Origin of the sequence: Primorskyibacter sp. S187A (assembly GCF_049800955.1) — a bacterium.
Classification (GTDB): domain Bacteria; phylum Pseudomonadota; class Alphaproteobacteria; order Rhodobacterales; family Rhodobacteraceae; genus JAKVBH01.
This window is the reverse complement of sequence record NZ_JBNAGA010000002.1, coordinates 806,106-832,464: the sequence shown is the minus strand read 5'-3', so window position 1 is coordinate 832,464 and position 26,359 is coordinate 806,106. Positions and strand designations below refer to the sequence as shown.

Annotated in this window: 26 protein-coding genes; 9 read left to right on the top strand and 17 right to left on the bottom strand. The window is 59.3% G+C overall.

Annotated features, from left to right (window positions below; all coding sequences use genetic code 11):
• Position 1 precedes the first annotated feature (1 nt).
• From ACP15S_RS15035 to ACP15S_RS15020, 4 genes are read right to left on the bottom strand one after another with little or no spacing between them, the layout of a single operon-like run.
• Complete coding sequence (locus tag ACP15S_RS15035) at positions 2–1,645, bottom strand: NAD(P)-binding protein (protein ID WP_425040456.1); 1,644 nt, start codon at positions 1,643–1,645, stop codon at positions 2–4.
• Positions 1,642–2,691 carry a thiamine pyrophosphate-dependent enzyme gene (locus tag ACP15S_RS15030; RefSeq protein ID WP_425040455.1) on the bottom strand — a complete coding sequence of 350 codons (1,050 nt, stop codon included), beginning with the start codon at positions 2,689–2,691 and terminating at the stop codon, positions 1,642–1,644. Before ACP15S_RS15030 ends, ACP15S_RS15035 begins: the two co-directional genes overlap by 4 nt.
• Before the next feature lie 12 nt (positions 2,692–2,703).
• Positions 2,704–3,978 (bottom strand): transketolase C-terminal domain-containing protein, encoded by a 1,275-nt coding sequence (locus ACP15S_RS15025; RefSeq protein ID WP_425040454.1) that lies wholly within the window; start codon positions 3,976–3,978, stop codon positions 2,704–2,706.
• Positions 3,971–4,546: a 2-oxoacid:acceptor oxidoreductase family protein gene (locus ACP15S_RS15020; RefSeq protein ID WP_425040453.1), complete on the bottom strand. Its 576-nt coding sequence runs from the start codon at positions 4,544–4,546 to the stop codon at positions 3,971–3,973. Before ACP15S_RS15020 ends, ACP15S_RS15025 begins: the two co-directional genes overlap by 8 nt.
• A 376-nt stretch (positions 4,547–4,922) precedes the next feature.
• Here ACP15S_RS15020 and ACP15S_RS15015 point away from each other — a divergent pair, with 376 nt between their 5' ends.
• Positions 4,923–5,879 carry a pirin family protein gene (locus ACP15S_RS15015; RefSeq protein WP_425040452.1) on the top strand — a complete coding sequence of 319 codons (957 nt, stop codon included), beginning with the start codon at positions 4,923–4,925 and terminating at the stop codon, positions 5,877–5,879.
• Here ACP15S_RS15015 and ACP15S_RS15010 read toward each other — a convergent pair.
• A complete protein-coding gene (locus ACP15S_RS15010) occupies positions 5,876–6,931 on the bottom strand; it encodes a Gfo/Idh/MocA family protein (protein ID WP_425040451.1) in 1,056 nt (351 codons plus the stop codon). The two genes, ACP15S_RS15015 and ACP15S_RS15010, sit on opposite strands and share 4 nt — an antisense overlap.
• A 170-nt stretch (positions 6,932–7,101) precedes the next feature.
• On the opposite strand from ACP15S_RS15010, the gene xylA reads away from it, so the two are divergent.
• From xylA to ACP15S_RS14995, 3 genes are read left to right on the top strand one after another with little or no spacing between them, the layout of a single operon-like run.
• A complete protein-coding gene (gene xylA, locus ACP15S_RS15005) occupies positions 7,102–8,409 on the top strand; it encodes a xylose isomerase (RefSeq protein WP_425040450.1) in 1,308 nt (435 codons plus the stop codon).
• A complete protein-coding gene (locus ACP15S_RS15000; protein ID WP_425040449.1) occupies positions 8,402–9,766 on the top strand; it encodes an acyclic terpene utilization AtuA family protein in 1,365 nt (454 codons plus the stop codon). The genes xylA and ACP15S_RS15000 overlap by 8 nt, the downstream gene beginning before the upstream one ends.
• A complete protein-coding gene (locus ACP15S_RS14995) occupies positions 9,763–10,062 on the top strand; it encodes a DUF4387 family protein (protein ID WP_425040448.1) in 300 nt (99 codons plus the stop codon). Before ACP15S_RS15000 ends, ACP15S_RS14995 begins: the two co-directional genes overlap by 4 nt.
• On the opposite strand, the gene ACP15S_RS14990 is transcribed toward ACP15S_RS14995, so the two are convergent.
• The 3 genes from ACP15S_RS14990 to ACP15S_RS14980 form a co-directional block, all read right to left on the bottom strand.
• A complete protein-coding gene (locus tag ACP15S_RS14990) occupies positions 10,059–10,715 on the bottom strand; it encodes a YggS family pyridoxal phosphate-dependent enzyme (protein WP_425040447.1) in 657 nt (218 codons plus the stop codon). The two genes, ACP15S_RS14995 and ACP15S_RS14990, sit on opposite strands and share 4 nt — an antisense overlap.
• A complete protein-coding gene (locus tag ACP15S_RS14985) occupies positions 10,712–12,169 on the bottom strand; it encodes a tetratricopeptide repeat-containing sulfotransferase family protein (protein ID WP_425040446.1) in 1,458 nt (485 codons plus the stop codon). The genes ACP15S_RS14990 and ACP15S_RS14985 overlap by 4 nt, the downstream gene beginning before the upstream one ends.
• Before the next feature lie 68 nt (positions 12,170–12,237).
• On the bottom strand, positions 12,238–13,335 hold the full coding sequence (locus ACP15S_RS14980) for a porin (RefSeq protein ID WP_425040445.1): 1,098 nt from the start codon (positions 13,333–13,335) through the stop codon (positions 12,238–12,240).
• A gap of 256 nt (positions 13,336–13,591) precedes the next feature.
• Here ACP15S_RS14980 and ACP15S_RS14975 point away from each other — a divergent pair, with 256 nt between their 5' ends.
• Complete coding sequence (locus ACP15S_RS14975; protein ID WP_425040444.1) at positions 13,592–14,083, top strand: DUF3576 domain-containing protein; 492 nt, start codon at positions 13,592–13,594, stop codon at positions 14,081–14,083.
• Here the strand turns inward: ACP15S_RS14975 and speB are convergent.
• The 4 genes from speB to ACP15S_RS14955 form a co-directional block, all read right to left on the bottom strand.
• Positions 14,080–15,051, bottom strand: coding sequence for an agmatinase (speB, locus tag ACP15S_RS14970; protein ID WP_425040443.1), 972 nt, complete (start codon positions 15,049–15,051; stop codon positions 14,080–14,082). The two genes, ACP15S_RS14975 and speB, sit on opposite strands and share 4 nt — an antisense overlap.
• Before the next feature lie 42 nt (positions 15,052–15,093).
• Positions 15,094–15,936, bottom strand: a complete 843-nt coding sequence (locus ACP15S_RS14965) for a C40 family peptidase (protein WP_425040442.1) — start codon at positions 15,934–15,936, stop codon at positions 15,094–15,096.
• Complete coding sequence (locus ACP15S_RS14960) at positions 15,936–17,357, bottom strand: leucyl aminopeptidase family protein (RefSeq protein ID WP_425040441.1); 1,422 nt, start codon at positions 17,355–17,357, stop codon at positions 15,936–15,938. The genes ACP15S_RS14965 and ACP15S_RS14960 overlap by 1 nt, the downstream gene beginning before the upstream one ends.
• A gap of 81 nt (positions 17,358–17,438) precedes the next feature.
• Positions 17,439–17,819 carry a hypothetical protein gene (locus ACP15S_RS14955; protein ID WP_425040440.1) on the bottom strand — a complete coding sequence of 127 codons (381 nt, stop codon included), beginning with the start codon at positions 17,817–17,819 and terminating at the stop codon, positions 17,439–17,441.
• A gap of 146 nt (positions 17,820–17,965) precedes the next feature.
• Here ACP15S_RS14955 and ACP15S_RS14950 point away from each other — a divergent pair, with 146 nt between their 5' ends.
• From ACP15S_RS14950 to ACP15S_RS14935, 4 genes are all read left to right on the top strand, one after another.
• The gene (locus tag ACP15S_RS14950) at positions 17,966–18,622 is read left to right on the top strand and encodes a carbonic anhydrase (protein ID WP_425040439.1); all 657 of its coding nucleotides are present in this window, start codon (positions 17,966–17,968) and stop codon (positions 18,620–18,622) included.
• Positions 18,623–18,689: 67 nt separating this feature from the next.
• A complete protein-coding gene (locus ACP15S_RS14945) occupies positions 18,690–19,664 on the top strand; it encodes a sodium-dependent bicarbonate transport family permease (protein ID WP_425040438.1) in 975 nt (324 codons plus the stop codon).
• A gap of 3 nt (positions 19,665–19,667) precedes the next feature.
• Positions 19,668–19,979, top strand: a complete 312-nt coding sequence (locus tag ACP15S_RS14940; protein ID WP_425040437.1) for a P-II family nitrogen regulator — start codon at positions 19,668–19,670, stop codon at positions 19,977–19,979.
• A 127-nt stretch (positions 19,980–20,106) separates the two neighbouring features.
• Complete coding sequence (locus tag ACP15S_RS14935) at positions 20,107–20,922, top strand: NF038132 family protein (protein WP_425040436.1); 816 nt, start codon at positions 20,107–20,109, stop codon at positions 20,920–20,922.
• A gap of 77 nt (positions 20,923–20,999) precedes the next feature.
• Here ACP15S_RS14935 and ACP15S_RS14930 read toward each other — a convergent pair whose 3' ends face one another.
• The 5 genes from ACP15S_RS14930 to ACP15S_RS14910 form a co-directional block, all read right to left on the bottom strand.
• Positions 21,000–21,242: a hypothetical protein gene (locus ACP15S_RS14930; RefSeq protein WP_425040435.1), complete on the bottom strand. Its 243-nt coding sequence runs from the start codon at positions 21,240–21,242 to the stop codon at positions 21,000–21,002.
• A 294-nt stretch (positions 21,243–21,536) separates the two neighbouring features.
• Positions 21,537–22,559 carry an aspartate-semialdehyde dehydrogenase gene (locus tag ACP15S_RS14925; RefSeq protein WP_425040434.1) on the bottom strand — a complete coding sequence of 341 codons (1,023 nt, stop codon included), beginning with the start codon at positions 22,557–22,559 and terminating at the stop codon, positions 21,537–21,539.
• Positions 22,560–22,651: 92 nt separating this feature from the next.
• Entirely contained in the window at positions 22,652–23,827 is a 1,176-nt protein-coding gene (locus ACP15S_RS14920) for an MFS transporter (protein WP_425040433.1), read from the bottom strand.
• The gene (locus ACP15S_RS14915) at positions 23,818–25,008 is read right to left on the bottom strand and encodes a TIGR03862 family flavoprotein (protein WP_425040432.1); all 1,191 of its coding nucleotides are present in this window, start codon (positions 25,006–25,008) and stop codon (positions 23,818–23,820) included. The genes ACP15S_RS14920 and ACP15S_RS14915 overlap by 10 nt, the downstream gene beginning before the upstream one ends.
• Positions 25,005–26,336, bottom strand: a complete 1,332-nt coding sequence (locus ACP15S_RS14910; RefSeq protein WP_425040431.1) for a mechanosensitive ion channel family protein — start codon at positions 26,334–26,336, stop codon at positions 25,005–25,007. The genes ACP15S_RS14915 and ACP15S_RS14910 overlap by 4 nt, the downstream gene beginning before the upstream one ends.
• Positions 26,337–26,359 lie beyond the last annotated feature (23 nt).

Here is a 26,359-nt window from a genome sequence, read left to right as displayed (position 1 = left end):
CTCAGATCTCTTCGGGAACCATCTTGATCGCACCGCAAGGGCATTCCGCCTCGCAGATGCCGCAGCCCTTGCAATACTCATAGTCGAACTCGAACCGTTTGCCGGGCCCAAGCTTGATCACAGCATTGTCCGGGCAGACGCCGTAGCAATTGTCACACTCAAAACAATTGCCGCAGGACAGGCAGCGCCGCGCCTCGTAGAGCGCATTGGTCTCGTCCAGCCCGCTGAGAACCTCGCCGAAGGTCGCCTTGCGACGCTCGATATCGAGCATGTTCTGCACGGTCTCAGGTGCGTCGGTGTAGTACCACGGGTTGAGCTTGGAGAAGTCGGCGACCTCGTTTTTCTCCGGTTTCTCGTAGCGCTCCAGATGCAGCCAGGCGTGGATCGCGCGGGCCGCATGTTTGCCGTGCCCAACTGCGACTGTAACCGTGCGCTCGGAGGGCACCATATCGCCGCCCGCGAAAACCCCTGGCTCGCCAGTCATGAACTGGTCATTGACCTGGATTGTCTTGTCCTTGATCTCAACCCCGTCCAGCTTCTCGACAAAGCTCGTATCGACGTTTTGACCCAGAGCCATGACCACTGTGTCGGCTTCCAGTTCATCGAGCTCGCCCGTGGGCTGCGGCCGACCGTTTTCATCCAGCGCCATCTTCTCGACCATGATCTTGCCGCCGTCTCCGACTTCCTTGATCGTGGTGAGCCAGTTGACGAGGACACCTTCTTCCAGCGCCTCATCCATCTCAAAATCATGGGCAGGCATCTGATCGCGGTTGCGGCGATAGACGATGATCGCCTCCTCCGCACCCATGCGCTTGGCGGTGCGCGCCACGTCAACGGCTGTGTTGCCGCCGCCATAGACCACGACGCGACGGCCCAGCATGGGTTTGTCTTCTGCTGTTTCCATGTCGCGCAGAACGCCGACCGCATCGAGCATGCGGCCCGCATCGACCGTTGGGATATTGACCCGGTTGGCCAGATGCGCGCCGATAGCCAGGAAGACCGCGTCAAAGCCGCCCGCCTCTTTTTCAGCGGCGATGTCATCGACCTTTTTGTTGAGCACAAAATCAACACCCATATTCGCGATACGCTGGATGTTTTCCTCCACGACGTCGCGCGGCAGGCGATAGGCAGGAATACCGAAGCGCATCATGCCGCCCGCAACTGGCCCGGCCTCATAGATCGTGACCGAATGGCCAAGGCGGCGCAGGTGATAGGCCGCGGACAAGCCGGACGGGCCTGAGCCCACAACGAGGATCTTCTTGCCCGACAATTCCGACGGAACCCGCGGTGTCCAACCCTCCTTGCGCGCCTGATCATCAAGGAAGCGCTCAACTGCGTGAATGCTCACGGGGCTGTCGATATCCTTACGGTTACAGGCGTTCTCGCAGGGGTGATAACAGGCGCGGCCCATAATCCCGGGCAGCGGGTTGTTGACCATGATCTCCTGCCAGGCATCCTCGTATTTGCCCTCCTCGGCAAGCGCGAGCCAGGCCTGGATGTTCTCGCCCGCGGGGCAGGCATTGTTGCAGGGCGGCAGACGGTCGAGATAGACCGGCCGCTCGGTGCGCCAGGTACCCGTATGGTTGTCAAGCGAGGTGCCGACATCGACGGTGATGGCGAAGGGGGCTGTTGTCGGGAGTGTCATGCCAGCGTCTCCTCTTCGGCACGCAGCAGGTCATATTCGGCGATATTGTAGTCGCACATGGCCTGAAGTTTCTCGATTGCAGCCTTGCCGCTCTCGGTCTTGAACAAATGGGCAAAGCGGCGTTGGGGCTTGAGATAGTCCTCCACAGGCACCCGTTGCCGGATCGGCCGAGTTTGGACAATGTGGCCATGCTCAGCCTCATAAAGCGGGAACATGCCGGTCTCGACCACGAGCCGCGCGAGGTTGATCGTGGCATTTGACGCACAGCCCCAACCCAGCGGACAGGGCACGTAGACGTGGATGTAACGCGCGCCACGGAAGCTCATGGCGCGCTCCACCTTGGCCTCAAGATCCTGCAGGTAAGCCACCGAGGCGGTGGCCACGTAGGGGATATTGTGCGCCATGGCGATGCGCGGCAGGTTCTTGCCCGTCCCGAAGACGTTGCCGGGATAGGCATCGCCTGCGGGCATGGTGGTCGCGGTGCGCGCGCCGCCCGGTGTCGCACCGGAGCGCTGCACACCGGTGTTCATATAGGCCTCGTTGTCGTAGCAAATGTAGAGCACATCATCGTTGCGCTCGAACATGCCCGAGAGGCAGCCAAAACCGATATCGACGGTCCCGCCATCACCACCCTGGGCAATGATGCGCGTGTCGCGGCCCTTGGCCTTCATGGCGGCCTGCATGCCGGAGGCCACGGCGGGCGCATTGCCAAAGAGCGAGTGCATCCAGGGCATCTGCCAGGAGGTTTCGGGGTAAGGCGTGGTAAACACTTCCAAACAGCCCGTCGCATTGGAGGCAATCATATTGCCGCCTGTAGCCCGCATCGCTGTATCCAGCGCGTAGCGAGCACCAAGCGCCTCGCCACAGCCCTGACACGCGCGGTGCCCGGACGTGATCGCGTTGGAGCGGTTCATGGAGGCCTGAACATTGCGCTCATCCGCATCCACAAGCCGGTTGCCAACGGTGAAGGTCCCCTTCTGGTAGAACTTCACCTTTTGATCGGCGGGGATGTCATCCGCTGTGCGGAGGTTAGGAATATCTTTCATCTCAGTGCCCTCCTATTCGGCGGCATGGTTGGCCGCGCCGCCAAAGGCAGTGTCGGTCTGGATGTTTTTCAGGATGCTCTCAGCTGTGGGGCCCGAGGCGATCTGTGCCCGCTGCCGCGCAAGCTCTGCATTGACGACGTTCCATTGCAGATCGAGGAATTGAATCTCTTCGAGATCACCGGCTACGGCTTTGGCAAAAAGCTTGTGCAGCGAAGGCATGGTGATCGGGCGACCACCGAGACCCGCGACAACTGTATGCACCTGCACATCCGTGTTCATGAGCGCATGCTGCACGTTGTTGGCAACCATGCCGCCAAAGCCCACAGCAAAACTCTTCTCAAGAACCACGACCCGCTTTGCGCCTTTGAGCGCATGACGCAGGGCTTCGGTCGGGAAAGGCCGGAAGGAGCCGATCGTCACAACGCCGACAGTCTCGCCATCTGCGCGCATCTCATCGACGACGTCTTTGACGGTGCCCGCGACAGAGCCCAGGGTCACAACGATGGTCTCGGCGTCCTCTGTCTCGTATTCGCGGATGAGCCCTCCGCTGTCGCGCCCAAAGATATCTTTGAACTCCGCGGCGATCTCAGGGATCACATCGAGCGCTTGCAGTTGCTTCTCATGGGCGAGATAGCGCACTTCCGTGAACGCCTCGGGGCCCACCATGGCACCGATGGAATAAGGGTTCGACGGGTCGAGGACCTGCTGCGGAGTAAACGGCGGCAGGAACTGATCGACCTGCTCCTGGCTCGGCATATCGACCCGCTCATAGGCATGGGTCAGGATGAAGCCATCCATGCAGACCATGACCGGCTGGCTCAGCCGCTCAGCGATCTTGAAGGCCTGAATGTGCAGATCAAGCGCTTCCTGATTGGTTTCGGCAAAGAGCTGGATCCAACCGGCATCGCGCATCGACATGCTGTCGGTATGGTCGTTCCAGATATTGATCGGTGCGCCAATGGCGCGGTTCGCCACCGTCATGACGATGGGCAGGCCAAGGCCAGAGGCGTTGTAGACCGCTTCCGCCATAAAGAGCAGGCCCTGCGAGGCCGTCGCGGTGTAGGTCCGCGCACCGCAGGCCGACGAGCCGATGCAAGCTGAGAGCGCTGCAAACTCGCTCTCCACGTTCATGTATTCGCAATTGCCCATCTTGCCTTCGCGCACCAATTCGCCGCAATGCTCGACGATATGGGTCTGTGGCGAAATGGGATAAGCGCAGATGACCTCGGGCCGACACAGCGCAATCGCTTCTGCGACCGCGTGGCTCCCTTCGAGTTGTTTAAGCATGTTCTACCATCCCTTCGAGCGCTGCCTCGTATGCGGCGCGCGCGGCGGCCACATTGCCAGCTGCAATCTTGCCGCCGAATTTCGTGTTGATCGCTTTCTCAACCGCGCCGATGTGAATTTCCTCGGTGATCGCGGCGAAGCCGCCCAGCAAGGCCGCATTGGGCACTGGGCGCCCTACATGCTCCTTGGCCAAAGCCGATGCGTTGATGCCCACAACATGACCGTCAGGAAGATGGTCCACCTTGTCGGCGATGCCCAACTCATGCCAATCCTTGGTCGAATTGATCAGGACATATCCGTCAGGTTTAAGCCCCTGAAAGACGTCCAGCGCGTGAAAGAGCGTGGGGTCCTGAATAATCAGGCAATCAGGCTCGAGAATAGGTTCACGGCGGCGCACTTCCTTGTCATCCAGCCGACAAAAGCTCACCACAGGCGCACCTGTGCGTTCGGACCCAAATGACGGGAAAGCCTGCGCGTGCTTGCCCTCGCTGAAGCCGGCGATAGAGAGCATTTCGGCGGCTGTCACAACCCCTTGCCCTCCCCTTCCGTGAAGTCTGACTTGGAACATTAGGGGGTCTCCTCCGCCTGGCTATACCGCAGTAGGCTCTGCGGCGACTGGGATCTTCTTGAGTGCCTTTGGAGGTATCACGGGGCGGAGGTCTATGATTTGACCTAAGTCAATACGAATTAACCCATTGTTTTAAGTTATCTTTACATCCATGAAAAAGGCGCCATTCCAATATTGGTAATTCAGGTGAACCTCTGAAACCCTGGGAATCCCGACGATTCGTTTCGCCATGGCACAGGTCAAAACAGACGCATCCTGGAAGCGCTTTTGCCGTTTTGCGCGCATTCGCGCACGAACTCTGTGCACGTATTGGCAATGACGAAAGGGAGTGTGCGCCCTAGATTGCCTAACACGCCGCATTTGGAAGGACAGCGCCATGAGTTGGAACCCGTCACAACACCCGGAAGGATCACTGGATGCGCTGGAGACGCTGATCGTGCCGCGCGCGCGCGATCTGGGCGGGTTCGAGGTCCGTCGGGCTTTGCCCTCCCCGGAACGCCAGATGGTCGGGCCCTTTATCTTCTTCGACCAAATGGGCCCCGCGGAATTCATCACGGACGGAGGGATCGACGTCCGCCCACACCCACATATTGGTCTGGGGACAGTAACATACCTTTATCAAGGCGAGTTCGAACACCGCGACAGCCTCGGCACACATCAGATGATCTACCCCGGCGAGGTCAACTGGATGGTGGCTGGCAAGGGCGTCACCCATTCGGAACGCACCAGTCCCGAGACACGCGCCGGGCGCCACAGCCTTTTTGGCATCCAGACATGGATTGCCCTTCCCGAAGACCGCGAGGACATGGCGCCGGATTTCGAGCACCACAAGCAGGCGGCTCTGCCTGTCCTGACCGATACCGGCATTACAGCGCGGCTGATCCTGGGGGATGCCTACGGCGAGAAAAGCCCCGTTACGATGCACAGCGAGACGTTCTATGTCGACGTCGTTCTGGAAGCAGGCAAAGTGTTCCCCCTGCCCGACAACCATGAAGATCGCGGGATCTATGTGACCCAAGGCTCTATCGAAGTCGCGGGCGATGTCTTTGAGGAAGGCCGCATGATGATCTTCCGCCCCGGGGAAAAAATCGCCATCCGTGCCGGCGAGCGCGGCGCGCGCCTCATGGTCTTGGGCGGCGCCACGATGACGGAACAGCGTTATATCTGGTGGAACTTCGTTTCCTCGTCAAAAGATCGGATCGAAGAAGCAAAGCAGGCCTGGCGCGCTGCTGATTGGGAAAATGGGCCCTTCACCCTGCCGCCCGGCGATGAGGACGAGCATATCCCGATCACCGATGATCTCGCGCGGACAAGCCCGAGGTCTCGCGGCTAAGCCGCGCCAACGCCCGGGATCTCGACGCTACAGCCCTTCGCCGCAGATGTGGCGATCGCCTCAACGACCTGCAGCGCGTCCATGCCGTCTTGTGCCGAAACGAGCGGCGTGGCGCGCCCTGCGATCACATCGGCAAAATGCACCATCTGCGCCACCAAAGGGTCAGGCCGCTCGGCCGTCAGCGAGGTTGCAGAGATCGGGCGCCACCAATCAGACGTGTCCTGATGCCGCCAGATGCGCAAATCCGGAAGCGAGAGCCCGCCCTCCGATCCTCCGATCTGGTAGCAGCTCTCCAGCGTCGCCGGGTAAACTGGGTTCTCCCCTGCTGTCAGTTCCCAACTCCATGGGCTGACCACCGCATCAGAGACCGTGATGCTTCCCACTGCTCCGGACGCAAAGGTCAATACAGCTGTCGCGAGATCTTCATTGGCATAGCCCCGCCGGGCCGGAACGGCCACGGCATAGACCTGCGCAACTTTTCCGCAAAGATGTTGCAACAAATCTATGTCGTGCACGAGGTTGACCGAGATCGGACCAGCTCCGGGCTGCTTGCGCCACGGTGCCTCGTCAAAATAACTGTCGGGTTTGTAAAACCAGCACGTGGCCTGAACCGCTCGGACCGCTCCCAGATCCCCTCGGACAACCGCCGCTTTCGCAGCGCTCACCATGCCATTGTATCGCCTGTGATGACCCACAAGAACGGGAATATCCGCAGCATTGCTCGCCTGCACAATGTCCAACGCCTCGACCACGCTCACGGCAATGGGTTTTTCGATCAGAACGGGGATGCTCCGCGAGATGCACTGTAGCGCTTGCACGCGGTGCAATGGCGTTGGCGTTGCCAGCACCACGCCTTCTGGGCGCAGGTCTTCGAGCATCGCTTCCAGTTCCGCAAACACAGGCGTGCCCGAGCGTGCAGCCTCTTTCCGCGCAACATCACCGGGTTCCACAATGCCCGCGAGAGACAAGCCCGGCGTGCGGCGCACCACATCTGCATGACGCCGCCCGACAAGCCCATAGCCCACCACCGCTATTCGGCAGTCCTGTGTCATGACGGATGCTCCCATACCGCACTTCGTTATACAAACATGCTTAGCAATGCCCATGACGCGAGCACAACACAAGGGCGGCTCTGAAGATACGCAGCCCGGCAACTTCGCGATACCGCTAACGCGAATTTGTCGCTAAAACGCGCATGCAGCAGAGTTCGGAGGAGACACGCATGACATCTGGTTTTTTTGATGGGATCGACAAGATCACCTACGGCGGATCAGAAAGCGACGCTGCGCTGTCCTTTCGGCATTACAACCCCGATGAGCTTATCCTCGGCAAGCGCATGGAAGACCACCTGCGCTTTGCTGTGGCGTGGTGGCATTCCTTTGCCTGGGAAGGGCAGGATCCTTTTGGTGGCCAAACATTCGAACGCCCCTGGCATCCTCAGGACGACATGGGTCGCGCCAAGCTCAAGGTCGATGTCGCCTTCGAGATGTTTGCGCTGCTGGGCCAGCCGTATTTCTGCTGGCACGATGCTGACATACGCCCGGAACAAGGCAATTTCCGCGACAACCTCGCCACACTCGAAGAGATCACCGACTATATCGGCACGAAAATGGAGCAGTCTGGGACGCGCTGCCTCTGGGGCACCGCGAACATGTTCTCACACCGTCGGTGGATGGCCGGCGCGTCGACCAACCCTGATCCCGATGTCTTTGCGTTTGCCGCAGCAACCGTCAAGTCCTGTATCGACGCGACACACAAACTCGGCGGTGAAAACTATGTCCTGTGGGGCGGACGCGAGGGCTATGAGACCTTACTCAATACCGACATGGGTCAGGAACTTGACCATATGGGGCGTTTTCTCAACATGGTTGTCGAATACAAACACAAGATCGGCTTCAAAGGCACGATCCTCGTCGAGCCCAAGCCACAAGAGCCCTCAAAGCATCAATACGATTTCGACGCGGCGACCTGTATCGGGTTTTTGCGCAAATATGGCTTGGAAGATGAGGTAAAGCTCAATCTTGAACAGGGCCATGCGATTCTGGCAGGCCATAGCTTCGAACATGAGATTGCTGTCGCGACCGCCGAAGGAATGCTGGGCTCCATCGACATGAACCGGAATGACTACCAATCCGGCTGGGATACGGACCAGTTCCCCAACAACGTGCCCGAAGTGGCGCTTGCCTATTATCACATCCTCAAAGCAGGTGGCTTCCTCACAGGCGGCACGAATTTCGACGCTAAGCTGCGACGTCAATCGCTGGACGCGGAAGACCTTTTGGCCGCCCATGTGGGCGCGATGGACGTATGTGCACGTGGCTTGAAAGCAGCTGCGGCGATGTTGGAAGATGGCGGACTCGAAGACGCGCTGCGCGAGCGCTACGCAGGTTGGGACACGCCCGAGGCGCGCGCGATGCTGGAAAGCGACCTGGACAGTATTGCAGCGCGGGTGCTCGCAGACGACATCAATCCCAAGCCGCGTTCCGGCCGGCAAGAGATCCTTGAAAACATGGTGAACCGATTTGTCTGAAAACAGGAGTGTAAAAATCCTCATCCCTTCCGGCGCTCTGGGCCTGGGGTACGATCGCGAAGCCTTGGCCCGGGGCATTGCCGAGAAGCCGGACTTGATCGCGATTGATGGCGGATCCACAGACAGCGGCCCCCACTATCTCGGGACCGGGACGTCAAAATACTCGCGAAACTCGACCAAGGCGGAATGGCGCGAACTGATGGCCGCGCGAGCACAGGCAGGCGTGCCCTTGCTCGTGGGCACCGCTGGCACCTGCGGCGCGGATAGCGCGGTAGACTGGCTTCTTGACATCACAAAGGAGATTGCCGCCGAGACTGGCGCGCGCTTAAAAGTGGCCGTTCTGAAATCTGGCCAGTCGCCCACACATATTGCTCAGAAATTTGCCAGCGGCGCAATTGCGCCCCTGCCCGCAGCACCGCAGATCACATCCGATGTGATTGCGTCATGCACCAACATCGTGGCTCTGGCTGGCGCAGAACAAATTCAGGCCGCCTTGGCGACCGAGGCCGATATCGTGATTGCTGGGCGCGCAACAGACACGGCCATTATCTCCGCGCTCCCGCTCCAGCGCGGTTGCCATACAGGCGCGGCATGGCATGGCGCAAAGATTGGTGAATGCGGTGCTTTGGCGACGACCCAGCCCAATTCTGGAACCATTCTCATCCAATTTGATGGCATCGGTTTTACAATCACGCCCATGGGGAAAGACGCCCGCGCCACCCCGCATACTGTCTCGGCCCATATGCTCTATGAGAATTCGGACCCCTATATTCTCCATGAACCCGGCGGGCATCTGGACGTGACACAGTCGCAATACACGGCGATTGATGAACGCTCCGTGCGGGTTGAGGGCAGCCAATGGATCCCGTCCGACGCATACACCGTCAAACTTGAAGGTGCGCGCCGCGCAGGGTTTCAAACCGTCTCTCTCGTATTGGTGCGCAGCCCCCGCTACGTGGCCCATATTCACGAATGGTGCGCAGACATTCGCGAAAAGGCCAGCGCCAAGGCCGCCGAACGCATCGGGGGCGCGTTCGAGATCGAACTTCGCGTGATTGGCGCAGACGCGACGCTCGGCGCTTTGGAGGAGAACCCCTCAGGCGCGGTCGAGGTTGGCGTCATGGGCATTGTCACCGCGGAAAGCGAAGCCTTGAGCCGTGATGTCGCCAAGGTTCTGAACCCCTATCTGCTGCATCATCCGCTCACGGAAGAAGAAGAAATGCCGACGTTTGCCTTCCCCTTCTCGCCGCCCGAAATGCCGCGCGGAGCTGTCTACGAGTTTTGCCTCAACCATGTCATGGCTTTGTCCGACCCGATGGACGCCTTTGACTTGCGCGTTGAGGAGATTGGCCAATGAGCGCCTTGAAAGACCACGTTCAAAGCCTGCGATCAAAAAATGCAGGGCCGTTCTGGCTCACGATTGATATCTTTTGTGGGTCCCGCGAGGCCTTTGAGACGGTCTCGGCGCAGTTGATCACGGCAGACGTGGCCCAGAGACTACAGACCTCCGAGGCATCATTGAAGCGGTTCGATATCGTAGATCTGCATGTGATCAAGTTTTCGCTGCCCCGCCCGGCGATTCAAGGGACCGCGGCGGATAGAGACATGCATGGCGCGTCATTCACCCATGTTTTGGCTGAACTCGAGATCTAGGTCACAGGCACGCGCGCGCCGAAAATGGCGGAGCCAACCCTGACATGGGTCGCGCCGAGAGCAATGGCGCGCTCAAAATCGCCCGACATGCCCATCGACAGACCCGTCAGCCCATTGCGCGCCGCCAGCTTGGCCAGCAGAGCAAAGTGCAGACTCGGCTCTTCGTCGACCGGCGGGATGCACATCAAGCCCGCGACGGGCAGATCAAGGGCCTGACAGTCTTTGACGAAAGCGTCGGTGTCGCTTGGCGCAATGCCTGCTTTCTGGGGCTCTTCGCCCGTGTTGACCTGAATAAACAGATCAGGGCAGCGGCCCAATTCCTGCGCCAGCCGCGCGAGGGTGTTGGCGAGTTTCGGGCGGTCCAGTGTATGAATCACATCGCCAAGCTCCATCGCCTGACGTGCTTTGTTGGTTTGCAGAGGCCCGATGATATGCAGCTCAATCCCCTGATATCGTTCGCGAAACTGGGGCCACTTGCCCGCCGCCTCTTGCACACGGTTTTCGCCAAAGACGCGATGGCCCTCCTGCAAAACAGCATCTACGCGCGCGTTGGGCTGCACCTTGGACACTGCGATCAATGTCGTGCTGCCTGCCGCCCGGCCAGCCTCTGCTTCGCACTTGGCGATGCGGGATGTGATCTCGCTCAAACTCATGGTCCTGCCTCCCAGGCCTCGATAAATGGCTGCATTTGTGCCTCGTAGCGACGCCACCCCCCCGTCGACCTGCGGTGGATCGGTTCCCGCACCTGCGCAATGGAGAGCGTCGTGACCGCGCTTTGACCTGCCGTGTGATCTAGGCAGGCATCGTCCCAGTCAAGGCCCGCTGCTTGAATAAGTGCGCGGGTTTGGCCCTCAGGATTTGCGGTCAGATCATCATAGCTCACTTCGGTCAGGGGAACCCTGCCCTTCCAGAAGCGGACCGCCTCTTCAAACCCCGCCATTTGCGCCGCGATCGTATCCAAGCTGTTTGCGTAGCGATGTGTGCCAAGCGCAAAGTGATTCTTGTAAATCGACAGCGCCACATCCCGGGGATCCCGTCGGACGACAATCACATGCGCTTTGGGCATGGCCGCCGCGATATGACCCAGCACAAGGTAGTTTCCAATAGACTTGTCCGTTATGCGCGGCGCATCGCCTTGCGCAGTTTCCCGGGACGCCGCGGCATATCGTTCAGCGAAGAGATCCAGTGTTTCCACATCCGCTGTCGAGATCGGTGGCACGTGCCCCGCAGGGCCAAAGGTCAGATACGTCAGCAGCCGCGCCTTCGCCAATTCGCCAGACGCACGCACCTGTGGGTGCGCCGCCAGAATTTGCTCTATCAATGTGGTGCCGGAGCGCGGCATTCCAGTTACGATGATGGGTGCAAAATCTGAAGTGCCACGTCTCGCGATCTTCTCCTCCGGTGCGGAGTTGACCATATCCTGAAGGCGCGCGCGATGCTCTTCGGGATCAAAAGGCGCAAGTGTGCGTTGGTCCGCGTTGGCACGATCCAGATAGCGAAAGACAGCATCGTATTGTTGAAGATCTTCCATGGCTTTGGCCAATGCAAAACCGAGATTGAGCCGCTCCTTGGGCGCCAACGCAGGGCTCTTCCAAAGAGACAAAGCGGCTTTGAGCGCTTTATCCTGAGACGAGGTGAACTTGCGGCCAGCAAACCAGATCCGGAAAAACTCGCCGCTCTTTCGCGCTTGGCCATAGACTTTGCGAAAGATCTGTTCCGCCTCTTCAAACGCGCCAAACTGCTGAAGTGTCAGTGCTTTGTCCATGTAGGCGGCAAGTGAGCCCGAGGTTTTCTTGATACGATCGTCATGGGCGTCCAAGGCGGCTTCGCGTTCACCCAAACGAGCGTAAGTGCGTGCCAATTGGATCAGGACTTGCTCCTCGCCTGGTGCAAGAGCGCGCGCCTGCTCAAAAACACTCCGGGCCCGCTGAAGGCGCCCGAGCGCGAAATACGTGCGACCAAGGTGAAAAAGAGGTTCAGGGGCTTTGGGCAAGGCTTGCCGCAATTGCTCAAACGCGGCCAACGCCGCGAAATAGTCAGAGCGTTTGAAATCACTCTGCGCGCGCTGAAAAATCTGAGTGATCTGAGCATTGGACAAGGGAAGCATGACTTGTCCTAGAAAACGAAAAGAGCGGGCACAAGCCCGCTCTTCCCTAAACTAATCGCTGGTTGCGATTAGAATGCCATTGCGAGACCCAGCGAGATGCTGTCGAAGTCATCGTCGAAGCCAGCAGGTGTCGCGTCGTCGTTGATCGAGGACGAACCGTAGCCGAGGTGTGCGGAGAGACCGCCACCGAGGTCATAGGATGCGGCCAGACCGAAACCGGACGAAAGTGTTTCGCCGCTGTCCATGGCACCGAAGTCTTCGTTCAGCGTGTAGACACCGTAGTTCACACCAATCGCCAGAGCGCCGGCGGAGTAGCCGAGGCCGATTGCGGCGTGGGAGTGATCAGGCAGTGCACCACCGTCGTCGTTGTAGCGGGAGAAGTTAACCGCTGCCACGATGCCGTTGGAGAATGTTGTTTTCAGGGAGAGACCTGCAACATTGCCTACGTCGTTCTGTGCTTGGTAACCAACACCAACGCCGAGTGTCAGGCCGGAGAGATCACCGGACCAGTTCACACCGATACCCCAAACAGGGTCGGAACCGTCGTCTGTGTCAGGAACTTCAACGGAGAGCGATGCTGTCGCGCCGGAGAAGGCGTAGTCGAAGCGTGCGACTTGACCGTCTTGGCCGCCGTCGAGACCCATCGATGTGGAGATCGCGAAGGGAACAGCTGCTGCGAGTGTTTCGCCAGCGTCTGTGATGTCGCCGTCGCCGTTCAGGTCGAGACCAACAGCTGCTGCACCTGCAGTGATAGCAACAGGGCCACCGTTACCGGAGAAACCAGCGTGTGCTGTTTCGTCGTCAGCGATGGAACCGCCTGCAACGTTAACTTCGTCCAGAGCCGCGTCAAACGCGCCGTCTGTGTCACCCATGGTCAGCGTTGCTGCACCAGCGGAGATGAAGACGTTGTAGTCAACGTTCGTGTCTGTGTTTGTACCACCCATTTGAGCGGCGTCTTCCAGATCAACGACTGCACCGAAGGAGATGCCGTTGTCGGATTCACCGGACATGGTGAAGCGGACGTCAACGTCTGTGTGGAACTCAGTGACATCATTACCAGCTTCACGCTTGATGCCCATTTCTGCGGAGCCTGTCAGAGCAACGTCTGCTGCTGCGAAGCCCGCTGTTGCAACCAGCGCGGTGGATGCAAGAAGAAGCTTTTTCATCTTAATTTCCTCATGTGTTCGTAAGGCACGTACCAAACCGGCTGCCCGGTCTTGATGAGCTTGGTGTGCACCCTTTGGATGGGCGGTTGCAAGCGGGTGCGGCGGCGCATGCCCAACAAGCACATGAGTGATGCGCATTTGCCACAAGCTTTGCCACCCCAAGTAAAGCGATATCCTTCCCCGTGCACGCGCAATGCTTGTCGTCACGGGCGCGCGGGGGTATTGAAGGAAAAATGCCGGGCAGGAGCACAGGAAAATGACACCGAATCTGCACAAGTTGGCGCTGAGTGCCGTTATTATTCTGGGCCTGACAGCCTGTACGAATCCCGATGGGACACCGGTTCAGACGCGCAGCGCCGATGAGATCATTGATCAGGAAATCTATGGTGATCGCGGCCGCCCGCGTTCGACGATCTGGGATATCTTCCGCGGCGCAGACGCGCCAGATGAGATCGGTTCGGTCAACAAGTATATCTGGAATGCGTCCCTGGAAGTTCTGTCCTTCCTGCCCGTTCAGTCCGTGGATCCGTTTACCGGTGTCATCGTCACGGGATTCGGCACACCGCCCGGCGGCGGCAGAGCCTATCGGGCAACCGTTCTGATCGATGACCCTGCACTTGATGCGCGTTCATTGAAGCTTGCGATCATGACACGCTCGGGCGCGGCCAGCGTCGATACCGTGCGCGCCGTTGAGGATGCGATTCTCACACGAGCCCGTCAGTTGCGCCGCGAAGATTCGCGTCTCTAGCCGCGTTCCGCGCCTGACGGCGCCATCACACACAAGAGCTCGAAGAGCAGAGTCGCCCCAAGATAGGCCGTCGCGCCAGTGGCATCGAAAGGGGGCGACACCTCTACGAGGTCCGCGCCCGCGATATTGAGCCCGGACAGGGCGCGAACGACGCGCAGGGCATCAAAGCTGTTGGGCCCGCCGACCTCCGGCGTGCCTGTTCCGGGTGCGAAAGCGGGATCCACGAAATCGATGTCATAGGACACATAGGTCGGAGCAGAGCCAACGATCTCTCGCGCCTCCGCCATGACATCTTCAAGTCCACGCTCAAAAAACTCTTCGATGGCAATCACCCGAACCCCGACCGCTTTGGCAAAATCGCGATCCTCGAAGTCATACGCCGTCCCGCGGATCCCTATCTGAACCACGCGCTTGGGATCGAGCAATCCCTCCTCAATCGCGCGCCGAAACGGGGTCCCATGGGTGTATTGACTGCCGCCGAAGTAGGATTTGAAGAGGTCCGTATGGCTGTCAAAGTGCACCATACCCAGGGGCGCGTCCTGCGCCAGAGCACGTAACACTGGCAAGGAAACAAGATGATCTCCGCCAGCTGTCAAAGGCCGGATATTATGGGCCCGCAGCTCTTCAATCGCCTGCGTCACCCGCTGCATCGTATCCATCAGATCGGCAGGATTCGGAGCCACATCACCCAGATCCGCGCAATTCATCCGCTCAAACGGGCGAATGCGCGTCGCGGCATTCTCAGCCCGGATCATGGTTGAGGCATCCCGCAACTGGCGCGGCCCGTGACGGGGGCCCGGTCGGTTGGTTGTCCCGCCATCCCATGGGACGCCGATCAATCCAACATCGACTTGCTCAAACCTCTCATGGCCCGGCGGGACGAATGGCAAGCGCATAAAGGTTGGCACGCCGGCGAAGCGCGGTAAGGTCATGCCGGAGACCGGCTCGAAAAAAGTATGTTCTGTCATGGCGTCAGCATGCGCTGATGACCTGCATTACTCAACCGCGCATCAGATATGCTCAAACCGTTTCAGCCGCGCATGCCGCAACAGAGGGCCATCGCCTTGCTTTTGAATTCTCTCCACCGCGGCCTCCAGTCGTTCATATGCGACAGCCATGTGAAACGCGTTGGCATGCAAAATCGTGTGCGCATCAGCAACCAAAGCCACATGTCCCTTCCAAAAGAGCACGTCATTGCGCTGAAAAGCGGAGCCGGGGGGAAGCGTCTCTCCAAGTTCTTCTGCTTGCAGATCACTGTCCCCGGGACAGGGCTGCCCACAGATCTGGAACGCCAACTGCACCAAGCCCGAGCAATCGATACCAAAAGCCGAGTTGCCGCCCCAGAGATACGGGGTGCCTAGCAGACGTTCAGCAACGGCAACCGGGTCGCTTTCTGGTTCCATCCCAACATGTTGCGCAGGGACCCAACCCGACGGTGTCTCGACGAAGCTGCCCTTTTGCGCCCCGGGTGCAAAACTGCTGCCCAACGAAAGTGCGATAAGGTCAGGAGACTTGAAATCCGGGGCCGCATAGGCGTGCGTTTGCCTGACATGCACCCAACAGCGCGCGCGGGGGACAGGCATATCAAGGCTGATCGCCTCCTTGTCGACCCAGCCCGCGTAATCAGCTTGGTCGGATATCCCGAAGTACAGCCCCTCGCGCTCCTCTAGGACCGCAAAATCCTGTCCAAAGAGCAATTGCCTGTCACGTGCGCCGCCAAAGTCCAACGCAAGGTCCACGACGGGCCACATCACACGTCCCGCGCGCAGCGCGACTGGCTGGAGATCTGGAAAAAGATGCGCACACTGATGCTCGACCACGCGATCATTGGCGGGCCTGCGACGTCGGTCCATCAAAAGCCCAATAAGTCTGGCAATGCGGCGAGAATAGCCCGCGCCCCTTGCCCCGCGCCCCCCTTTGGCCGTGCGGGCGCTGCCGTTGGCTGCCAACCGTAGATATCAAAATGCACGTATCGCGTCTGCTCAGAGACAAAGCGGCGCAGGAAAAGGGCCGCAGTGATCGAGCCGCCAAATCCACCCGCCGGCGCATTGTCGAGATCCGCGACACCCGGCTCGATCATTTTTTCGTAAGGGTCCCAAAACGGCATCCTCCACAGAGGATCATGGGCTTGTTGACCGGCAGCGCTGAGCATCGCGGCATCGTCGTCCTCCGCGTAGAAGGGAGCCAAATCTGGCCCCACGGCCACACGCGCGGCACCAGTCAGCGTTGCCATTGAAATCACCAATTCCGGTGTGTCCTCCGCGGCGTAAGTCAACGCGTCCGCGAGCACGAGCCGTCCTTCCGCGTCGGTGTTATTGATCTCTACCGTCAATCCCTTGCGGGAGGTCAGAATGTCTCCCGGTCGGAACGCACCTGCAGAAACGGAATTCTCCACGGCAGGCACCAGAACGCGCAATTGCAATGGCAGGTTCAGCGACATGATCATATGCGCAAGCCCCATGACGGTTGCCGCGCCGCCCATGTCTTTTTTCATCAGGGCCATCGAGGCTCCTGGCTTGAGGTTCAGACCGCCAGTATCGAAACACACGCCCTTGCCCACGAGTGTGAGTTTTGGGCCTTCCTGTCCCCAGCGCATATCCAGCAAACGCGGCGCCTGATCTGACGCACGCCCCACGGCATGAACCATTGGGAAATTCTCATCGAGAAGCGCCGTATCGGTTGTGATCTGGAGCGCGGCGCCAAATTGATCCGCCAGCGCTTCCATCTCGCCTTGCAATGCGGCAGGCCCCATGTCGGATGCGGGTGTGTTGATCAAATCCCGCGTCAACGCTTCGCCACGCGCCTGCGCTTCGACGCGGGCACGATCTATGCCATCAGGAGCCACGAGCCGGGCGCGCGCTCCGGATTTACTGGCATAGCGATCAAAAGCATAAGCTGAGAGCAACCAGCCGAGGCACTCAGCCTCGATATCCTCACGCGCCTCCGGCAAGCCGCTCTCGATCACATAGCTGCCCTCCGGCAGTTTCGCCGCCAAAGCCGCCAGAGGGAACCGCGTGCGTTTCCGCGCTTTTGCATCCCCGACACCCCCCACAGCCGCTGCCGGTCGGCCAGTTTCGTCCGGAAATACCAAGACTTGGCCAATACCTGCTTTGAATCCGGACGCCGTGGCCCAGTTCCGTCCCGCTTCATCCTGCGCAAGTTTCCATGCATCCAAGGCCTCAGACGTCAGCAACGTGAGCGGAATGGCCTCTGGCCCAGGATCAGCAAACGTCAAAGCATCATGTGTGGCGGGTACAGCGATGGCTGAAGGCATGGGCGTCTCCTGAAACAGAACCGGCCGCGAGCCTAATACCTCACTCAGCCGCTGCAAGGGGCATCCGCCACTCAGATTATGTCACGGGCAAAAATCATCGAGATCCCAAATTGCGCTGAGAGATCTCTCCCCAATGCGCACCAGCCGCGACAGGGTCGCGCCCAGGGCCACGTGATCGCCTGCCTCAATGCAGGTGCACACATCCCCGGCGACGCGCACGAGCGTATTCATCCCGATCTGCTCCGAAATAGCCACCAGCGAGCGCACGACCTTGTGCATATCCTGAAAGTCACCTTGCCGGAAAAGCTTCTCAGCATAGGACAAACGTACAGCGAGCTCTTCCATCGCGCGGCAGACGACGTCCTCCGCGCCCACATCGCCCAATTCTTCATAAAGGGCCTGCAGTCGATCCTGATCCAGTCGCACACCTTCGCTTGGTGCCAGAAGTCTAACCTGTTCCACCTTCAATACCTTCTTTCTCAAACCCCCACGGTTGCGGAAAGAAATGCCAGAGCGAAGTTCCCAAAAGGTTTAAGGCGTGACGACTTATCCCTCGAATTTGCATCGAAAAAACCTTAAAGCTCATGAAAAGAAGACGGATTGGGACAATGCCAAACAAGCGCGCAAAACCGCTGCCACAGTTCATGGTGCACCGCTATCACGGCTGGAAAGCCACTTCATACGCCGAGGATGCGGCGTGGTATCGTAAGCTCGCCGATGAAGGACAACGTCCGCGCGCGATGGTGGTCTCGTGCTGCGACAGTCGCGTGCATGTCGCCTCCATCTTCGGGGCGGATCATGGCGAGCTGTTCATTCACAGAAACATCGCAAACCTGATCCCGCCTTGCGCGCCCAGCGGCGATCACCACGGCACGTCCGCTGCCATCGAATACGCGGTCAAGGTTTTGAAAGTCGCCCATCTGATTGTGATGGGGCATTCACAATGCGGCGGAGTGCGTGGCTGCGTTGATATGTGCAATGGCGAAGCGCCTGAGCTCACTGAAGCAGACAGTTTCACAGGTCGCTGGCTGGACATGCTGCGCCCGGCCTTCGAAGGCCTGCCCCCCGGCGGCACGCCGGAAGAACAGGCCAAAGCGCTTGAAAAATACTCGGTGCGTGTGTCCCTCGCCAATTTACTGACTTTCCCGTTTGTCATCGATGCGGTGGAAGCTGGAACCTTGTCGCTGCACGGCGTTTGGAATGACATCGGGACAGGCTCATTGGAAGAATATCACCCGCCAACGGATGACTTCCGCCCCATCTGATTGCCACTTCCCTCTCCGGGCACGCATGCTATGTGTGCGGCGAAGACCACAGGACGAGGGATAGTTCATGGACGCTATGCTCCAACTGGCAGCGCAGAACCTGTTGTCACCCATTGTGCTTTTCTTTGCCCTCGGTGTCGCAGCAGCTCTGGCGCGCTCCGATTTGACCGTGCCGGAAGCGGTTGCCAAGGGCATGTCGATCTACCTTCTCTTTGCCATCGGCTTCAAAGGTGGCGTCTCGGTTGCGGCGCATGGGATTGATGCGACGCTTGGGTTAACGCTGTTGGCCGGGGTGATCCTGTCCGCCCTGCTCCCATTCATCGCCTTTTTCCTTTTGCGCCTGATGTCGGCGCTGAGCCGAACAGACGCGGCAGCGGTCGCCGGTCATTACGGCTCGATTTCGATTGTGACCTTCGTCGCGGCGACGTCTGTTCTGGAAAGTGCGGGCGTTGTGTCAGAGGGCTATATGGTTGCGGTGGCCGCCGCGATGGAAGCTCCTGCCATTCTATCCGCGCTTTGGCTCGTGTCCGCTGGCGGCAAGGGCCGCATGGACAGCGCGCTTTTGCGGGAAATCTTGCTCAACGGGTCCATCGTGTTGCTGGTCGGCAGCTTCGCGATTGGCTGGCTCACGGGCGAGGAAGGTCTCAAAGAGATCGAGAGCTTCATTGTGGCGCCCTTCAAAGGGGTCTTGTGTTTGTTCCTGCTGGATATGGGGCTTGTCGCAGGGCGCGGCCTCAAGCAAGGGCGCGCTGTCTTGCGCCCCGGACCGCTGGCATTTGGTGTGCTGATGCCTGTCGTTGGATCGCTCTTCGGGCTGGTGGCCGGGCTTCTGATTGGACTGTCGACCGGGGGCGTTCTGCTCCTGATGGTCCTATCTGCTTCGGCGAGCTACATTGCTGTGCCCGCAGCCATGCGCGTGGCCCTGCCGGAGGCCAACCCGTCGGTGTATTTGACCCTGTCTCTCGGCGTCACCTTCCCCTTTAATCTGACCCTTGGCATTCCGCTCTACCTCGCGATTGCCACGGCTGCGACAGGAGGCTGATACATGCAACAACATGATGCAAAACGGGTGGCCATCATAATCGAAGCCATCATGGAGAGCCGTCTGCGGCAGGCTTTGGAGACGGCAGGCGTGACCGGCTACAGCGTCCTGCCCGTGCTTGGAGGATCCGGACGTTCGGGCGCCTGGAGCCGGGACGATACCTTCACGCGAGGCGGCGGAATGGTTCAGGTGATTTGCATTGTGCGGCCAGATCGTCTGGACGAGTTGCTGGATGCCGCCTTCTCTGTCGTTGACAGCCACATCGGGGTCGTAACAATCAGTGATTGTAAAGTCCTTCGCGCGGAACGCTTTTGACGTGCAAATAAGGCCGAAATAAGGCGAATTCTACCAGACTTCGTTGACAATAGGTTAAGGAAAACCTCTCCTGTTTCCCATTATTGTGAGGGCGACTGGCTGTCGCTCGTGGATGGAGACTGGACACATGAAGACCTTACTCAAAACAACTTTCTTAACCGCAGCGCTCGCCGCTTTGGCGGGCACCTCATTGCACGCGGCGACAACACAAGGCGTTGTTCCGTCAGGCTGGGTCGGTCAAGGCGGCTTTGGCAGCGGAACAGCCGATGGCGATATCGTAGCCGCGCCCGTCGATGATGGCAGCTACCGCTATGTCACAACAACTGGCGGCCTGGACGGGGTTGGCGCGCTTGATGGGGTCGGCGGGGACGGTGATCCAGAGAATGGATCGACACTGACCACATCCATGTTTGATGCAGATGCCGGCGACGAGCTCGAGTTCTTCTTTAACTACATGACGTCAGATGGTGGCGGTTTTGCAGACTACGCCTGGGCGCGGTTGCTGGATGATGGCGGGGATCAGGTTGCCCTTCTTTTCACAGCAAGGACGACTCCCGGTGGCAACACGGTCCCTGGCTTCTCCATGCCGGACCCCGAAGCAACGCTGACGCCTGGACTTGTCTCAATTGTGGACGGTGCGACGGAATGGTCCGCGTTGGGTGGTGACTCCGGCAGTTGTTTTTCGACCGGATGCGGCAACACAGGCTGGGTGCAGTCGGTATTCGAAATTGCAGATGGCGGTTCCTATTCCCTTCAATTCGGCGTCACAAACTGGAACGACAGCCAATTTGCGTCCGGCATGGCAGTTGCCGGGGCAAACATCGGCGGTGTTGCGATTGATCCACCGACCGCACCCGTCCCGCTTCCCGCAGCAGGCTGGCTGATGATTGCAGGTCTGGGCGGTCTTGCCGCGGCGCGTCGGGCGACACGCAAAAAAGCATAACAACACCGGGATTGTCCCAAAGAGATACCAGGGGTCAGCTTAACGGCTGGCCCTTTTTGTTGGTCCAACACGCTCCGTCAGGACCAGTTGGTAATTTGAAAATCGTCAGATCCCGAGGCACGCAACCGCAAGCGGCCCAACCTGCGCGACAAAACAGCCAGCGAATAGCCCAGATACCGGCATGAGCAGATTTTCGTCCCAAACGACGTCTCGACCAAGATCAACCGCCCGGCTTCGAACTTCAGGTCCAGCCCCTGGGCGACAAGCCCGTTGCGCAATTCCAGCCATGTTGTGGCCTCGGAAAACAGCGAGGCGGTCACCTGGCGCAAGAGAGCGCCGGTTTCACAATCCAGTCTGTTCCCGTGTCGCCGCAGGGACCAAATGGTCGGTTGCGGCAATTCCTCGGTATCTGGCTTAAACCCGTGAACTTGTAACATATCACTATCCCGGTTTTCGGAACCCAACAGTCTCAAACAATCTAGGCGTAAATCAGGCAGAAATTGTAATTTAATTTCGTTTACTTCACCGTTTGCAACACATTGTGATCCACAGACGCAAAAAGAGGCCCCGAATGGGACCTCTTTCCTTGTCACTTTCGCGCAGAAACGCGGCTGTTAGCCCTTCTTGAGCACTTCGCGCCCGAGCAGCTCGGCAATCTGGACCGCATTCAAAGCCGCGCCCTTGCGCAGATTGTCAGAGACACACCACAGGTTCAGCCCGTTTTCGATTGTGCTGTCCTGACGGATGCGGCTGATAAACGTTGCGAAATCGCCGACGCATTCGATGGGCGTCACGTAGCCGCCATCTTCGCGCTTATCGATGACCATGATGCCCGGCGCTTCGCGCAGGATGTCGCGTGCTTCGTCCTCATCGAGGAAGTCCTCGAACTCGATATTGATCGCTTCGGAGTGACCCACAAAGACGGGCACCCGCACACAGGTCGCCGTGACCTTGATGCTGGTGTCCACGATCTTTTTGGTTTCCGCCACCATCTTCCACTCTTCCTTGGTGGAGCCGTCATCCATGAAGACGTCGATATGCGGGATCACGTTGAAGGCGATCTGCTTGGTGAACTTGCTAGCTGGTTTGTCGTCTGTTGGGTTGTAGACCGCTTTGGTCTGATCCCAGAGCTCATCCATCCCATCCTTGCCCGCGCCGGAGACAGACTGATAGGTCGAGACCACCACACGCTTGATGCGCGCGCGATCGTGCAAGGGCTTGAGCGCCACGACCATCTGAGCGGTCGAGCAATTCGGGTTCGCGATGATGTTTTTCTTCGCATATCCGTGCACGGCCTGCGGGTTCACCTCGGGCACAATGAGCGGGATGTCGGGGTCATAGCGATAGAGCGACGAGTTATCGATCACGACGCAACCCGCAGCCGCCGCTTTGGGCGCATATTCCCTGGTCGCCGACGAGCCGATGGCAAAGAGCGCCATGTCCCAACCTGCGAAATCAAACGTGTCGAGATCCTTCGTCTTGAGTGTCGTCTCGCCAAAGCTCACTTCCGTGCCCAGCGACCGGCGCGATGCCAGTGCTGCGATCTCGTCAACCGGGAATTCCCGTTCGGCGAGGATGTTGAGCATTTCGCGGCCCACGTTTCCCGTGGCGCCAACGACGACGATTCGATAGCCCATTTGCTAGGATCCTCTTGTCAGGCGTTTCAAACGGGTGCTGCTTATACGCGCGCGCAGGTCAAGGAAAGAGCTCGTTTGTCACAGCCCGAGCTTTAGTCCGTACGGTCGCGCGCAAAGAGATAGGGCAAGAGCCCCAGAACGGTGATGCAGGCAAATAGCAAAAACACCGCCTCATACGATGCCGCGAGCGACGCACGTTCAGCAACAGAGGCTTGCAGCCGGCCGGAAAGCAATTGGAAAAAGCCGGTGCCGCCGATGCCAAAGAGGTTCATCAAGGTCACCGCCCGCCCGACCAGATGGGGCGGTGCAAAAGCGCGCCCATGCGCGATGATCAGAGGAAATGACATGCCCGCCGCACCCGCCAGACAAAAGAGCGCCGTTGCCAGAACAACACCCGGCGCATCTACGGCCCAAAGAACAAAGCAGGCCACAGCGGTCAGCGCATTGCCGGGAATTATCACCCATTTGCGTGTGCCCAGCCACCGATCAAGCGGCGCATAGAGGAATGTGCCCGCGATCATCGCGAGGCCCATGATCAGCGTCGCCGTGCCCACTGCCTGCGCCTCAAGCCCGACAACATCGCGCATATAGGGCCCGATCCAAACCGCGCGCAGCCCGCCTGAGGCCGCGTAGTTCACAAACATAACCGGGAACACAAGCCAAAGCGCCGGGATACGGAGCAGATCAAGAACAGAGCCGCGCTGATCACTTTCGATCTTGGGTGGATCCTCGACCGTGAGCCACAACCCAAGCGCGATGACACCCGTCAACGCGGCCAACCCCCAGAGCACTTCCCGCCAGCCAATCACTTCAGCCAACCATGTAAGCGGCAAGGTACCCGCCAGATTGCCCAGTGTCCCAACACCGATTACGGTGGCCGCCAGTGTCGCAAACATCTTGGCCGAGTATTGCCGCGCGAAAATGTAGTAAGATGCCATAAGCACCGGAGAACAGCCGAAGCCGATCAAGCCCATGGCCAATGTCACACCCGTCGCGCTCTGAGCCATGGCAAAGACAGCCGCGCCCCCGGCTCCGCCCAATGCCAAAACCACCGAGGCCAGCCTGCGTGGCCCAATGGTGTCCAGCGCATAGCCCACTGGTATCTGGCACAGCGCAAAGACGAGAAACCAGACGCCTGATGCCGTGGCGAGCGCGTCCGGTGTGGCGCCCACGTCGCTTTGCAAGACATCCGACAATACCGCCAGAAAAGACCGGTAAAACTGGCTCAGGATGTAAGCCACAGACAGCAGGACCAAACCTAGGCGCATTTTTCGAGCCTTTTCAACGCATGCCGCCCCGCCCATCGTCCCGTGGCAAGGCACGCCGTGATCAGATAGCCGCCTGTAGGCGCATCCCAATCGAGCATCTCCCCGCAGGCAAAAACGCCGGGACGGTTCTTGAGCATGAGCCCCTCGTCCAGCGCGTCGCGGTGCAGCCCGCCCGCGGTCGAGATAGCTTCGTCCAGCGGGCGTAGCCCCTGATGGCGCAGATTCATTGCTTTAAGAACCTTGGCAAGGCGCGGCCCGTTCAGCGGAATGGCCAACCCTTTCGCCATTTCATTGAACAAGGCGATCTTCTCCGGCGGCCAGCGCAACGTGTTTCGCAATATGCGTTTGAGCCCGCCTTTGGGATTGGCGGGTAGACGCGCCGCGAGTCGCTCGACTGTCAGGTCTGGCGCAAAATCGACAACAAGATGTGAGGGTGCCCGTAAGGCTGGGATCAACGGATAGATCCCGCCGCCCTCCAAGCCGCGTTCGGACAAAACGGCTTCCCCGCGCGAGCTGGCGACCTCTTCACCCGCGCGCACAGCCGACCAGCGTACCGCCTTGATCGGTTTGCCGAAATGCGGCCGCATGTACTCGCTCCAATCCATACGCAGCCCTGTGTTGGAGGGCAAAAAAGGTGACGTCATCGGCGCAAGTTCAGGGATGCCGGCCCATGCGCCATCGGAGCCAAGCCGCGCCCAGGAACCGCCACCCAAGGCCATGATCGTGACCTTAGCGTCAATCTCCCGTTGTCCCTCCGGTGTAGTGAATACGGCAGACGGCCCGTCCCAGCCCAGAAACTGCCACCGCGTCTGCGTGGCAACGCCTTGCGCTGCAAGCCGCGCCAGCCACGCGCGGAGCAGCGGCGAGGCCTTCATCGCTTTGGGAAAGACGCGGCCCGTGGTCCCTGTAAAGACCACTTGCCCCAGATCACGGACCCAGGCTTGAACCTCCTCCGGCCCGAAAGCTTTGATCATTGGCGTCAGCCAATGGCCGTCATAGCGCGACAGAAAGACCTTAAGATCTTCGGCCTTCGTGACATTCAGCCCTGATTTTCCCGCCATGAGAAATTTCCGCCCAAAGGACGGCTTTTGATCCACGAGCAAGACACTTTGGCCCGCGGCAGACAGAACATCCGCCGCCATCAACCCCGCAGGCCCTGCGCCAATGACCAGAGCAGTCATGAGACTTGAATGTCCGCGCCCTTCAGCTCGACCACACGCTGCGGATAAGGAATCTCAATGTCATGCTCTTTGAGCGCATTCCAGATCAGAAAGAGCACATCGGATGTGAACTTGTTGGGCCCGTCGTCCAGGCCATTGACCCAGAATTCCACGGCAAAATCCACGCCACTATCGCCAAAGCCGCGCAACTCACAATCGGGAGGCTCCGGCGCCTGCAGAACGCGGGGGTGCGTGGACACCGCCGCTGTGATGATGTCTGGCACCTTGTTGATATCCGTGTCGTAGCTTACAGAGAATTCCGCCTCGTAGCGATTGGCCGAGCCTTGGTCGGAGAAATTCACAACACGTGTTACAATGAAGTCCTCATTGGGAACGACAATCCAACGGCCATCGAAGGTCTCCAGAATGATCGCGCGGGCCGTCATGCGCACAATGGTGCCCGCTTCGCCGCCATCCAGCTCAACGTAATCCCCGACAGTCGCTTGGCCCTCCAGCAGCAGGATAATGCCCGAGATGAAGTTCGAGGCGATCTTTTGCAGGCCAAAACCAATGCCAACACCAAGCGCACCCGTGAGGACGGCCAGTGAGGTGAGCGGGATGCCCATGATATTCATGAAGACGAGGAAGGCCGCCCCAAAGATCGCGATCTCTGCGGCCTTTTCCGCAAGCTGCCGCGTCGCAGGGCGCATGTCTTCCTGCTTCTTGATGAGGCTGGCGGATTGATCGTTGGACCACCGCCCGAGCCAGAAGATGATACCGCCAACGACGGCAAACCGGATCACATCCAGCAAATCAAAGGACAGGTTGCCCAGAGGGACAACAATCGCCTCCAGCTGCTCCATCACCGTATCGAGCAGGCCGAGCGCATAGAGGCCCGCCATGGGCACGAAAACAAACTTCCCCAACAGCTTGAGGAAACCGTCGGTTATGATGTCGCGCACCAGCGCGCGCACGGCGATGAACAGGAACACGCGTTTGCCAAAGGCAATGACCGCGCCGCTCTCAAAGATCGAGCGCACGACCTGTTCGCCAATCGCCGTAAAGGCAAATGCCAGCAGCGGCAGGAGCAAGGGCAGGAATTGGCGCACAAAGAGCCGAGCTTTGGCAAGAAGCCCGAGATTGCCCTCTTCCGGGCTCAGAAGCTTATTGAGCAGCGGCAGGAGCTTGCGGTTGGCAAGCACCGCAAGAAACCACGCGACAAGCAACAGGCCAAATTGCGACCATGCCGCCGGGCTCAACAACCAGCCCTTGGCCAAATCCCAACCCTGCAACACGTATTGCGCAGCTTGCTGCACGATCTCAGGCTGGCTCGCCAAGTCGAACTCCATAAGCGCATCCTCTTGAATTCAGC